The organism is Saccharothrix sp. CB00851, from assembly GCF_001905065.1.
In the GTDB taxonomy this organism is placed as follows: domain Bacteria; phylum Actinomycetota; class Actinomycetes; order Mycobacteriales; family Pseudonocardiaceae; genus Actinosynnema.
The window spans coordinates 126,076-138,366 of the sequence record NZ_LWLC01000024.1 but is presented as its reverse complement, the minus strand read 5'-3'; the positions used below and the strand labels follow the sequence as shown (position 1 = coordinate 138,366).

The window sequence follows — 12,291 nt, the reverse complement described above, 5'->3', positions numbered from 1 at the left end:
CATGGGGTTCAGCCAGCTCTACTACACGTCGTGCGAGCGGGGGCTGTCCGGCCACGCCGGCTACCAGTTCAACGCGGCAACCCCCGGCGTGGCGCAGGAGGTGATGGCCGAAGTCGAGGCGATGACGGCGTACGACCCACCGCGCTCGATCGCCTACGACTCGGATGCCGCGCAGATCGCCCGGTCGCCGGTGAACCTGTGCTACCTGCCCGGAGCACCTGGTGTCCTGGCGAACGTGGTGTTCGTCGGCAACGACTACTCGCGGAGGTTCGGCAACTACTTCGCGCACGCCCTGGTCTCCGACGACGTGCGGCGCGACTTGGCCGGCGTGTTGCCCATCGAACTGTGGGGTGCGGGGCTGTGGACTCGGCAGCCCGCCGACGACCCGGTGCTGCCGACGGTCGAGCGACCGCACGCGGGCGACCTCGACCGACACCTCGTGGCGGACTTCCTCGCCGCTCATCGGGGTGCGCGCCACCTGCCGGCCCTGCTGACGGCGGTGGACCGGGCGCTCGTCGACCCGACGCGCAGGGTGGTGATCGTCGAGCGGGACGCGGAGTCCGTCGCCCGCTGGATCGCCGCCGTGTCGTACCTGATGCCGGCGGACGTGGTGTCGCGGATGTCGTTCGCGACCTACGAGCACGAGCCGCGCTACAGCCGGATGCACGTCGTCGGCACGGTGGCGGAGACGGCGGTGGACCGGTCCGCGTTCGACGCCTACCACCTGTTCGACCTCCTCGCGGACGAGGTCAGCCCGGTCGAGCCGCACCCGCTGGCCGAACTGCTGGTCTACGTCGGCGTGGAGTCCGCACCCGAGCTGTGGCACCAGGTCGACGCGCTCGCCGACGGCTCGGAGACCGGGCTGGACGGGTGGCACGCGGTCGTCCTGGCGTCGATGGGCGCGGACGGTGCGGACGCCGACCTCGTGGCGCGGTGGCTGAGCCGGCACGCCCACCGCCTCGGTGCCGCCACGGTGGCGCGGATCGGGTTCGAACTCGATGTGCGCGCCTGCCCGCCGGACCTGCTGTCCGAGCTCGCCGAGGTGACCCGGGCCGTGGGCGCGCACGAGTTCGCCGCGTGGGTGGAGGAGGCGTGGGTCGAGGTTTTCCTCGACGGTGACCTGGGTGGTCCGGGGTTCGTGCTGCGCGCACCCACGGCACGGGAGCGAGCCGCCGCCCTGGTCACCGAACGGCTGAAGGACGCGTCACCACCGAAGGCGGCCCGCCTGCTGGACTGGGCGAGGCAGTGCGGGATCGAGACCGACGACCAGCTCCTGCGGCGCGTCGGCGCGGAGACGTTCGGGCCCGCCTTGCTCGCCGAGCCGTTCGACGAGCGGTTGGCGACGGCGCTGCGCGAGTGGCCGGGGATGCGGCCGGGTGTGGTGGCGCACCTGGTGGCGCACGGCGACCTCGGGCGGCTGGCCGCGGTGCTGCGGTCCACCGCCGCCGAACTGCTCGGCCTGCGCGGCCATCCGGCGATGTCCGGTGCGGCGACGGTCGCGGACGCGCGGCTCGGGACCATTCCCCGCACGCTCGCCCTGGTGCGGGTGAGCACCGGCGCGGCGGTCGACGAAGCCCTGTTGGTCGAGCTCTGGCCGGACCGGGAGTGGGACCACGACGAGGCCTCGCTCCTGCTGCGGGACCTCGAGCCGGAGTCCGTGTGCGTGCCGCCGCTGCTGGACAGGTTCGACGCCGCGCTCCGGGCCGAGCCCACCGACGGTGAGGTGTTCGACCTGCTGTGCGCGCAGGTGCGCGAACACCCGGTGATCGACGTGCTGCCGGCCGCGACCCGCACCCGCGTGCACGACCGGTTCCGCATGGTCACCCTGGTCGACGGCGTTCTGGGCGCCGAAGGTCGGGACGCGTTCGAACGGGCGCTGCCCGCCCTCGTCCGGAGCTACGGCAGCTCCGGGCAGCAGCGCCGCGCCACCATCCTGACGATGCTCCTCGACCGCTTGGCGACCGTCGACGTCCCTCGCCGTGCGCTGCTCGTGGCGAAGCTGGACGACCTCCGTGCGGTGTACGTGGGCGACGCGGTGGCGTCGCTCGGCCAGGAGCCCGACCCGCTGCTGGCGGCCGACCTGCTCCACCTGTCGTGGCAGCTGCGCAAGCTCAGCGCCAAGAACGTGGCGCACGCCAACGTCGCGCTGAAGCAGGTGCAGGATGCGACGCTCACCGCGATCAGGAAGTGGCGGCGCCGCCGGGTGCGGGTCGTCATAGCGCTCCTGCGCGACCGGGGACTGAAGGACGCTGCCGAGTGGTTCGGCAGCTGGGCCGACCACGAGACCGGGAACCGGATCGGACGGTTCATCCGCAAGCGACTGCCTTCGAAGGAGACGACGAAATGACCGTCGGGTTCTTCACCCTGGTGGCGTTCTGCGCGCTGGTCCTCGTGCTGGTGCCCGGCGCCCGGTTCGCCTTGGTACTCGTCTGGCACTACGGCAAGGCCGTGGCGATCGGCTACGGCCTCGGGAAGTCGCCCAACGCGCGCCAGGTGAAGTCGCCGGAGGGCAAGCGGACGGCGGACGCCGAGCCCGCCTGGGAGTTCTACCTCATGGGCCAGGCGTGGCGCGATGTCCAGCACGTGCACTCGGCGGGTGCGAAAAGCCTGTGGGCGGCGGTCGTCGAGCGGTCGAAGGTGTTGCGCGAGCGGCACTTCGTGCACCCCGACGAGGCGCACGCCAAGGCGAACCCGAGGTGGCGTGGTGTCATCGGGTACTTCGGTGTGGGTGTCGGGCTGGTCCTGGCGGTACCGGTTCTGCTCCTCGCCTCGGTGTCGGCTGTCTCCGTGCTCGGTGTGCTGCTGCTGGTCAGCCTCGGCACGCTGTACGTGTTGCGCGCCGTGGACACGGTTGTCCTGCGCGTGCGGGGCATCCGGATGACGTGCAACACCTGTGGTCTGCGGGTGACGTTCGCGCTGTACGGCTGCCCGGGGTGCAAGACCCTGCACGGCAACGTCCGGCCCGGCCGGTACGGGATGCTGTACCGACGGTGCAGGTGCGGCATGACGTTCCCCTCGCTCATGGTGCTCACCGCACTGGTCCGCAGACCCGGCCGCAAGCCGACCCTGTGGTGCCCGCACAGCGACACCCCGCACCAGCTCTCGGACGACTCCGGTTCGACACCGGAGATAGTCCTGCCGGTGTTCGGCGCGACGAGCGCGGGCAAGAGCCAGCTGATCACGGTGTTCATCATCGCGCTCGAAGCGATCGCCACGCGCTCGAGCGGGAAGTTCGCGTACGCCGACCAGTCGACGCGGGACCGTGCCACCAACGCCCGGCTGACCCTGGAGACCAAGGGGGAACCGGGCAAGACGAAGGCCGTGAACAGGGACGGCGGTGTGGTCGCGCCCGCCTACTCGCTGCGCGTGAAGCCGCGGCGCGGGCAGGGCAAGCTGGTGCACGTGTTCGACGCCGCCGGTGAGATCTTCGACGGGGTGCGGCAGGTGCAGGAGCTCGAGTACTTCAAGATCGCGCGAACGTTCGTCTTCGTCATCGACCCGATGTCGATCAAAGCCGTGTGGGAGACGTTCGAGGAGCGGAGGAAGGAGGAGCTCAAGGACCGCCGTGCCCAGCCCGAGCCGTTCGCGACGTTCAACGACACCGTGTCGACCATGACCTCCATGGGCATCGACATGCGCAAGGTCCACCTCGCGGTGGCGGTCAGCAAGGCCGACTTGATCCGGCACCTGCTCGATGACGTCGACACGGAGGACCCGGTGGCGATCAGGGCATGGCTGGAGACGCTCGAGCAGGGCAACCTCACCCGGGCGATGGACCTCAACTTCAAGGAGGTCTCGTACTTCCTGACGTCCGCGCTGCCCGACGGGAACCACGAGGCGCACCACAGCGTGGAGAAGTTCACCGAGAAGACGCTCGCCGAGGAAGGGCTGCGCCTCTAGGCCTGTTTCACAAGTCCGTCGAGACTGGTGAAACAGGCCCTGACCGAGAAAGGTACCGCCGTGCAACAACTCCCTTACCGCCGCTGGCGGGTCGGCGCGTTCACCGTGTCCGTCACGCTGGGCGCGCTGGTCGTGCTGGTGATCGTGCTGGCGGTCGTGTCGGTGCTGGTCGGCGTCGTGACCGAGTCGGCCCTTCCGACGACCTGACGCGTCAGGGCTTTCGCCGGGTCACGGCGAAGTGGGCCGCGGTGCCGAAGAGGAGGCCCCAGAAGGCCGAGCCGATGCCGAACAGGGTCACGCCGGACGCGGTCACGAGGAAGGCGATGAGGGCGCCTTCGCGGTGCGAGTTGAGCGAGGTCGTGTCGGTGATGGCCGTGCCGAGCGAGCCCAGGAGTGCGACGCCGGCCACGGCGGCGATCAGTGGGGCGGGCAAGGTGAGGAAGACGCTCAGCAGGGTGGCCCCGAAGGCGCCCACCACCAGGTAGAACACGCCGCACGCCACGGCCGCCGGGTAGCGGCGGCGGGGATCGGGGTGGGCTTCCTCGCCGGTGCAGATGGCGGCGGTGATGGCGGCCAGGTTGATGGCGTGCGAGCCGAACGGGGCCAGCAGGGTGGAGGCGATGCCCGTGGTGCCGATGAGGAGGCGGTCGGGGGTGGGGTAGCCCGAGGTCCGGAGCACGCCCAGGCCCGGTGCGTTCTGGGAGGCCAGCGTCACCACCAGCAGCGGGATGCCGATGCCGATCGCGGACGCCGCGGTGAACTGCGGTGTGGTCCACTCCGGGCGCGCCCACTCCAGCGAGACCGACGACAGGCGGGTTCCGGTGGCCAGTGCCGCCGGCACGCCGAGGGCCAGGGCGCCCAGGACGGCGTACCGGGCGCTGAAGCGCTTGACCACCAGGTAGCCGACGATGACCGCGCCGACGACCAGTGGCGCGACGCCGAGGTTGCGGAAGGCGTCCACGCCGAAGGCGAACAGGATGCCCGCCAGCACACCGGACACGATCGGTGCCGGGATGACGGCCATGATCCTGCCGAACAGCCCGGAGAAGCCGACCGCCGCCGTCGCGATCCCCGCCAGCACGAACGCGCCGATCGCGGCGCCGTACGGGTGGTCGTCCAAAGTGGACACCAGAAGGGCGGCGCCCGGTGTGGAGAACGCCGTCACCACCGGTGTCCTGGTCCACAGGCTCAGCAGCACGCACGTCAACCCGCTGCCGATCGACACCGCCCACACCCACGACGTGGTCTGGCCCGGGGTGAGGTGACCGGCCTTGGCGGCGGCCAGGACGATCACCATCGGCCCCGAGTACGACACGACGACCGCGAGCAGACCGGCCACGACCGAGGGCAGCGACACGTCCCGCAGGAAGTGCCGCCGCCCCCGGTCGCTGGAGACCTCCGCGCTCATGCCGCGGTCGGCTCGGCCACCGGCTCCGGCATCTCGCGCAGCCTGCTGACCGGCGAGATGATCAGGCCGACGACCACGAACGCGGACCCGATCGCCGCCACGACCAGCGCGTTGCGCGCGCCGATGGCGTCGGCGAGCAGGCCCGCGACCAACCCGCCGAGCGCGCCGCCGCCGAACAGCAGCGTGCGGAACGACGCCGTCATGCGGCCCATCATCGACTGCGGTGTCAACGTCTGCCGCACCGACACGATGATCACACCCGCGATGCCCAGCCCCAGGTACGTGGTGAAGAACGAGGCGATGAACATGCCGATCATCACCGGCGTCGGCCCGCCCGCCAGCACGATCAGCAGCGGCCCGAGGAGCAGGCCGCTCTGGGCGATGAAGTACGTCGGGCCGATGGGGAACCGCCCGACGACCCGCCGGGACACGATGGCCCCGATCAGGCCACCGACCGACGCCGTGCCGAAGATCAGGCCCAACGTCGTGGAGTCGAGCCCGAGCGTGCGGGTGCCGTAAAGCAGGAACATGGTCCAGGTGGTGATCATCGAGAAGTTGCAGCAGAACCCGATGATGGCCAGCCACCGCAGCAGCGGCTTGCCGAACACCCAGACCACGCCCTCCTTCAGCTCGCGCAACGCGTGCCGCTGCTCCGGCCTGGGCGGCTTGGGCTCCTCGGTGCGGATCAGCAGCAGCGAGACGACCGACACGAGGTACGTGCCGGTCTGCACGGCCAGTGCGACGGGCGCGGTCAGCCACGCCACGACCAGGCCGGCGATACCGGGACCCGCGACGTCCGCCGTGGACGAGCTGATGCCCATCTTGGCGCTCGCCTCGACGTAGTGCTCCGGCTTCTTCACCAGCGTCGGCACGTACGACATCCAGCTGAGGTCGAACAGCACCGAAGCCACGCCGATGAAGCACGCGATGACCAGCAGCGCCGGGATGGACAGCAGGTCCAGCACGTACAGCAGCGGGATGAGGCCGATCAGCACCATCCGGGCGATGTTCGTCCACAGCATCACCTGCCGCCGGCGCACCCGATCCACCCAGATCCCGAGCAGCAGCGCCAGCCCCAGGTAAGGGGCGAGCTGGACGAACCGCAGCACGCCGACCTGGGTGTCGGTGGCGTTCAGCGCGGTGATGGCGGTCAGCGGCAGGGCCAGGATGGTGACCTGGGTGCCGAGCAGCGAGACCGTCTCGCCGACCCAGAACTTCAGGAAGTCCCCGTTGTGCCAGAGGCTCTTCTCTTTTTTCGCGGGTTCGGCGGTCTGGTGCTCGGGATCGGTGATGGACACGGACGTCTTCCTAGTCGCCGAGGTGCTTGCGGACGAGCCGGGCCAGCTCAGCGAGGGCGTCACCGGTCCAGATCGAGTGGTGGGTGCTGTCGGGGACGGTGTGCTCGACCAGGTCGGGCAGCAGCCGTCCCCAGCGCATGTCCTCGGCGGGGGAGCGCTCCGCCAGGACGTGCACGGACGGTCCGGTGTGCGTGCCGGTGACCTCGATGGAGTAGAACGCCTCCAGCAGCGCGTGGAACACCGCGTACTGGTCGCCGAGCACGTAGGCGTCGATCTCCTCGGGCAGGATGCCCGCCGCCTCGACCTGCTCGAACACCGTCTCCGGGTCCGGGTCCTCCGGCCAGCCCGCGGCGAGCTCGTCCAGGCCGGGCGGCGACTGGTCCGAGCTGCCCGCCATGTCGCGGATGTACCGCACCAGGGTCTCCCGCTCGGGCGGGAGGTCCATCACGATCGGCATGCCCGCGTCCACCAGGAACAGCAGCTCCACGTCCGAGCCCAGCCGCTTCGCCATCTCGAACGCCACCAGCCCGCCGAGGGACCAGCCCAGGAGCCGGTACGGCCCCTCGGGCTGGAACTCGCGCAGGATCTCGACGTACTCCTCGGCGAGGGCGGGCAACGACGGCACCGGGGTGCGGTCGTTGTCGAACCCCGGTGCCTCGAAGCCGTAGACCGGTCGGTCGCCGAGCAGGCGGGAGAGCCCGGAGTACGCGTACGCCGAGCCCGACACCGCGTGCACGCAGAACAGCGGCGGCAGGTCGCCGCCGGTGTTCAGCGGCACGATCCGCTCCAGGTCAGCCATTCGCCTTCGCCTTCACCATCTCGTCCACGGTCTGCGCGATGGCGCCCACGGTCGCGTTGCCGTACAGCAGCCGGACGGTGATGCGGATCTTGAACGTCTTGTTGATCCGGCTCGCCAGCCGCAGGGCCTGCAACGAGTTGCCGCCGGTGTCGAAGATGCTGTCGTTGACGCCGATCCGCTCGACGCCGAGCACCTCGGCGAAGCACCTGGCCACCTCGATCTCGGTCGGGGTGGTCGGTGCGGCGAAGTCGCGGTCGGTGTCCTCGACCGGGTCCGGCAGCGCGTTGCGGTTGATCTTCCAACCGTCGTTGTTCATCGGGAACTTGTCCAGGGCGACCCACGCCGTCGGCACCATGTAGTCCGGCAGCGACTCGGCCAGGTGCTCGCGCAGCGCCTCCACCGACGGCGGCTCGGCGACCGACGTGTAGTAGCCGACGAGGCGGTTCTCGCCGCGCTTGTCCGGCCGCATGAGCACGACGGCCCGCAGCACGCCCGGGTGCGCCTGCAACGCCGTCTCGATCTCGCCGAGCTCGATGCGCAGGCCGCGCAGCTTCACCTGGTTGTCGATGCGGCCGAGGAACTCGATCTGGCCGTCCTCGCTCCACCGCACCAGGTCACCGCTGCGGTAGACCTTGCTGCTCGGGTCGAACGGGTCGGTGATGAACTTCTCGGCGGTCATCTCCGGCTGGTTGAGGTAGCCGCGCGCCAGGCCGCCCTCGGCGCCGCCGATCAGCAGCTCGCCGTTGACGCCCTTGGGCACCAGGTTGTCGAACCGGTCGACGATGTAGACCTGCCGGTTGAGCTGGGGACGGCCGATGGGCGGCGGCGTCTTCCACTCCTTCTGCTCGACGTGGTACTCGGTCTGGCCGATCGCGCACTCGGTCGGGCCGTACAGGTTGAGGTACTTGCGGCCGGGCAGGTTCCACTTGTTGACCAGCTCGGGCGGCAGGACTTCCGCGCCGCCCATGACGTACTTCAGGTCCGGGTACGGCTCGGGTTCCATCACCGACTGCATGGCGGGCGGCAGACCGGCGTAGGTGACCTTCTGCTCGCGCAGCAGCGCGGTCAGCGCCTCCGGCGACTGGGCGTCGTCCGGCGAGACGGCCACCACCCGGCCGCCGACCAGGAACGCCGTCCAGATCTCACCCTGCGACATGTCGAAGTTCAGCGCGGGCAGCTGCAGCAGCCGGTCCTGCGGGCCGAAGTCGAACGTCCGCTTGTACGCCTCGCAGAAGAACGACACCGCGCGGTGCGCGATCATGACGCCCTTCGGCGTGCCGGTCGAGCCCGAGGTGTACAGCACGTAGGCCAGCGACTCGCGGGTCGTCCACTCCTCCAGCGGCGCCGAGGCGTCGATCTCCTCGATCGTCGGCCAGTCGGTGTCGATGAGCACGGTGGCCCACTCGCCGCCCTCGGGCAGCACGGACGCCAGCGGCGACCGGCTGATCACGACCGGTGCCCCGGTGTCGCGGATCATGAAGTCGAGGCGGTTGGTCGGCACCTTCGGGTCCATCATCGCGAACGCGCCACCGGCCTTGAGCACGCCGAGCATCGCCACGTAGGCGTCCAGGTCGCGGTCGATGACCACGGCCACCACGCGTTCGTGCGTCACGCCCAGCCCGCGCAGGTGCCGCGCCAGCAGGTCACCGCGCCGGTTCAGCTCGCCGTAGGTCATCTCCACGCCCCGGCACACCACCGCGACCGCGTCCGGCGTGGCGGCGGCGACCTGCTCGAACGCCACGTGCAGCGGCAGCTCCGAGTACTCGGCCTCCTCACCGTGGCCCAGCGCCAGCAGCTCGGCCCGCTCGGCCTCCGTCACCACGGGCAGCTGCGACAGCGTCAGCGACGAGTCGCGCGCCGCGGCCGTCACGACCGTGCCGATGTGGTCCAGCAGCGCCTCGATCCGCCACTGGTCGAACAGGTCCGTCGAGTACTCGACGACCGCGCGCAGCGAGTCGCCGGACTCCACGAAGTCGATCGCCATGTCGAACCGCGACCCGGTGGACGCCAGCGAGATCGGCTCGGCGGTGATGCCGGGCAGGTCGATCGCACCACCCGAGTTCGCGTCGCCCAGCAGCTGCATCGACACCTGGAACAGCGGGTTGCGGCCCGGGACGCGCACCGGCTGCACCCGGTCCACGATCAGGTGGAACGGCACTTCCTGGTGCTCGTACAGGTCGAAGTTGGCCTCCATGGTGCGCTGGAGCAGCTCGGCGAACGTCGGGTCGCCCGACACGTCCGACCGCAGCACCACCATGTTCACGAACAGGCCGACGACGTCCTCGGCGTCCGGGTCGACGCGGCCGAGCATCGGCACGCCGATCGGGATGTCCTCCTGGCCGCTGTAGCGGCTGAGCACCACGTTCAGCGCGGACACCAGCACCATGTACAGCGACACGCCGTGCTCTTCGGCCAGCGCGCGGGCCGAGACCAGCAGCTCGTCCGGCAGGTGCTTGGTGATCGAGTCGGCCCACTTGGTCGGCGCGGGCGGTCGCGGGCGGTCGGTGGGGAACTCCAGCGTCGGGAGGTCCTTGAGCTTGTCCTCCCAGAACGCGAGCTCTTCTTCCAGGGTCTCGCCCTGCATGGTCTCGCGCTGCACCCGTGCGGCCTGCGTGTACAGCGAGCCCGGCGTGGCGAACTCGGGCTCACGGCCCTCGATGAACGCCCGGTAGGCGATGGCCAGCTCCGAGTTCACGATCCCGGACGACCAGCCGTCGGTGATGATGTGGTGCAGGTTCTGCAGCAGCACGTGGTCGTCCGGCGCGAACGCCAGCACCCGGTACCGGTACAGCGGGCCCTTCTCCAGGTCGAACGGGCTGGTGGACAGCTCCCGCAGCGCCTCGGCGATCACCTCGTCCCGCGCGGCCTCGTCCAGCCCCGGTCGCTCCACCACCTCCAGCGCCACCTCCGACGGCGGCGCCACGACCTGGTACGGCGTGCCCTCGGAGTTGTGGATGGTGACGCGTAACGCCTCGTGGCGCTCGACCACGAGGTTCAGGCACCGGTGCAGCACCGGCACGTCCAGCGGTCCTCGCAGCCGGGCCGCGAGCAGGATGTTGTAGGTCGTCAGCCCGGGTGTGAGCTGGTCGAGGAACCAGAGCTGCTCCTGGCCGAACGACAGCGGCGACCGGGTTTCGGCGTGCGTGGACGTGGACGTGGTCATGTCGGGTACTTCTCTCCTTGCAGGTTCATGCGGCGTGCGCCGTGCCGCGCCCGGGGTCGGACGCGGCACGGGCCTTACAGGCAGTCGCCGGGTGGCTACGATCTTGCCCGAACTTGCCACCGCCGCGGGAGCCGAACGGGTGGTTCAGCCCCGCCGTGGGGTGACGAACGTGTCGTTGATCACGTAACCGTCCAAGCCGTGCTTCTCGCCGTACGCGATCAGGTCGCTCGTGCGGTTGATGAAGCCGCGGCCGTTGTTGTTCAGCGACGTGTTGCACAGGACGCTGAAGCCGGTGAGGTCGCGGAACGCTTCCAGCAGGTCGACGATGTGCGGGTTGCGCTCGCGGGTCACGGTCTGGGTGCGGGCGCTGCCGTCGACGTGCGTGATGGCCTTGAGCCGGTCCGTCGTCACCCGGTTGAAGTACAACATGTACGGGTCGACCACCGAGCCCGCGAACCACTTGTGCGCGTCTTCCTCCAGCGCGATCGGCGCGATCGGCCGGTAGCCCTCGCGGCGCTTGATGGTGTTCAGGCGGACCGTCGTCTCCTCGGTGAACGGCGCCGCGAGGATCGAGCGGTTGCCCAGCGCGCGGGGACCCATCTCGTAGCGGCCGCGGGCCCAGCCGATGATGTTGCCCTGCTCGATGTAACGCGCCACGTCGGCGTGCACCAGCGGGCGGACCTCGTACTTCGCCGCGTCGGGCGCGACGTCCTCCACGAAGTCCTCGCCCGCGTACACCGACCACTCGATGGTGGCGTCACCGGTGTAGTGCCACTGGGCGTCGATGCCGGTGCCCAGGGCCGAGCCGCTGTCGTTCGGGCACGGCGGCACGAACACCGACTCGAACAGGCCGCTCTCCCGCCACTGGGCGTTCCAGTCGCAGTTCAGGCCGCAGCCGCCGGAGATGAGCAGCGGCAGACCCTCCTTCATGTGCTCGGCCGCGTAGTCGTAGAACAGGTTGAAGATCGCCTGCGAGTGCTTCGCCGCGGTGTTGCGGTACTCCTGCGAGTCGACGCCCTTGTTGTAGATGTGCGACCAGGACATCTTGTCCTTGGACAGGTTCAGGATGATCTGCTCCTGCCGGAGGATGAACTCGATGGTCTCCTTCTCCTCGGCCGTCATCGGGCCGTCCTCGGCGAAGCCGGTCAGCGCCATCTGCTTGCCCGCGTCGTTGTAGCGGAACAGGCCCGTGCCCACCGGGAAGCCGGGGTCGGCCAGGGCGAACAGGTAGGCGTACTTGTTGCCCGGGTCGGCCAGCACGTGCTTGAGGTGGGTGGCGTTGCCCTTCTCGTCGACCCGGTAGAAGTCGCCGATGCTGCCTTCCCACACCAGCGAGTAGTACGCCTGGCCGGTGCGGCGCGGTGCCATGCCCAGCGACGTGTAGATGTGGGAGCGCTCGTGGGTGGAGGAGAAGTAGCGCACCTTCTTGCCGAAGAACGTGCCCTCCTCGTCCTGGATCGACCCCGGCCCGACGCCGAAGTAACCGGCGCGGGTCTGCGGCTCGATCGAGTGCAGGCCCTTGACCCAGCCGCCGAGGGCGACCACGTCGGGCGCCCGGTCGAGCATCCCGGCGGCCCGCGCGATCACCTCGCCGGTCAGCCGGTCGTAGCGCGGGTAGTTGTCCTTCTCCGCTTCCAGCGCGAACAGCAGCTTGCCGTCCTCGATGGCCGTGATGCCGCCGTCGTGACCCTCTTTGAGCGATAAGATCAGCATGGTTCGTGTG

General features: G+C 69.9%; 8 protein-coding genes. 3 read left to right on the top strand and 5 right to left on the bottom strand.

Annotated elements, in window-relative coordinates; translation table 11 throughout:
- The first annotated feature begins 1 nt into the window (after nucleotide 1).
- The 3 genes from A6A25_RS43295 to A6A25_RS44225 are packed head-to-tail and all read left to right on the top strand — an operon-like array spanning nucleotide 2 to nucleotide 4,107.
- On the top strand, nucleotides 2-2,347 hold the full coding sequence (locus tag A6A25_RS43295) for a GTPase-associated protein 1-related protein (RefSeq protein ID WP_073893481.1): 2,346 nt from the start codon (nucleotides 2-4) through the stop codon (nucleotides 2,345-2,347).
- Nucleotides 2,344-3,900, top strand: a complete 1,557-nt coding sequence (locus tag A6A25_RS24110) for a TRAFAC clade GTPase domain-containing protein (RefSeq protein WP_073893479.1) — start codon at nucleotides 2,344-2,346, stop codon at nucleotides 3,898-3,900. Before A6A25_RS43295 ends, A6A25_RS24110 begins: the two co-directional genes overlap by 4 nt.
- Before the next feature lie 60 nt (nucleotides 3,901-3,960).
- The gene (locus A6A25_RS44225) at nucleotides 3,961-4,107 is read left to right on the top strand and encodes a hypothetical protein (RefSeq protein WP_158073803.1); all 147 of its coding nucleotides are present in this window, start codon (nucleotides 3,961-3,963) and stop codon (nucleotides 4,105-4,107) included.
- Nucleotides 4,108-4,111: 4 nt separating this feature from the next.
- Here the strand turns inward: A6A25_RS44225 and A6A25_RS24100 are convergent, their stop codons facing one another.
- The 5 genes from A6A25_RS24100 to A6A25_RS24080 form a co-directional block, all read right to left on the bottom strand.
- The gene (locus tag A6A25_RS24100) at nucleotides 4,112-5,308 is read right to left on the bottom strand and encodes a benzoate/H(+) symporter BenE family transporter (protein ID WP_073893476.1); all 1,197 of its coding nucleotides are present in this window, start codon (nucleotides 5,306-5,308) and stop codon (nucleotides 4,112-4,114) included.
- Complete coding sequence (locus tag A6A25_RS24095; RefSeq protein ID WP_198932835.1) at nucleotides 5,305-6,606, bottom strand: MFS transporter; 1,302 nt, start codon at nucleotides 6,604-6,606, stop codon at nucleotides 5,305-5,307. The genes A6A25_RS24100 and A6A25_RS24095 overlap by 4 nt, the downstream gene beginning before the upstream one ends.
- 10 nt (nucleotides 6,607-6,616) lie before the next feature.
- Nucleotides 6,617-7,405 carry a thioesterase domain-containing protein gene (locus tag A6A25_RS24090; protein ID WP_073893475.1) on the bottom strand — a complete coding sequence of 263 codons (789 nt, stop codon included), beginning with the start codon at nucleotides 7,403-7,405 and terminating at the stop codon, nucleotides 6,617-6,619.
- Nucleotides 7,398-10,568 (bottom strand): non-ribosomal peptide synthetase, encoded by a 3,171-nt coding sequence (locus A6A25_RS24085; protein WP_073893473.1) that lies wholly within the window; start codon nucleotides 10,566-10,568, stop codon nucleotides 7,398-7,400. Before A6A25_RS24085 ends, A6A25_RS24090 begins: the two co-directional genes overlap by 8 nt.
- Before the next feature lie 144 nt (nucleotides 10,569-10,712).
- Nucleotides 10,713-12,281: a carbamoyltransferase C-terminal domain-containing protein gene (locus A6A25_RS24080; protein WP_073893471.1), complete on the bottom strand. Its 1,569-nt coding sequence runs from the start codon at nucleotides 12,279-12,281 to the stop codon at nucleotides 10,713-10,715.
- Between the last annotated feature and the right edge of the window lie 10 nt (nucleotides 12,282-12,291).

Excerpts from the sequence above, each read along its gene's own strand:
- A6A25_RS43295 (WP_073893481.1), top strand. The coding sequence starts at position 2 with ATGGGGTTCAGCCAGCTCTACTACACGTCGTGCGAGCGGGGGCTGTCC.
- A6A25_RS24085 (WP_073893473.1), bottom strand. The coding sequence starts at position 10,568 with ATGACCACGTCCACGTCCACGCACGCCGAAACCCGGTCGCCGCTGTCG.
- A6A25_RS24110 (WP_073893479.1), top strand. The coding sequence starts at position 2,344 with ATGACCGTCGGGTTCTTCACCCTGGTGGCGTTCTGCGCGCTGGTCCTC.
- A6A25_RS24090 (WP_073893475.1), bottom strand. The coding sequence starts at position 7,405 with ATGGCTGACCTGGAGCGGATCGTGCCGCTGAACACCGGCGGCGACCTG.
- A6A25_RS24080 (WP_073893471.1), bottom strand. The coding sequence starts at position 12,281 with ATGCTGATCTTATCGCTCAAAGAGGGTCACGACGGCGGCATCACGGCC.
- A6A25_RS24100 (WP_073893476.1), bottom strand. The coding sequence starts at position 5,308 with ATGAGCGCGGAGGTCTCCAGCGACCGGGGGCGGCGGCACTTCCTGCGG.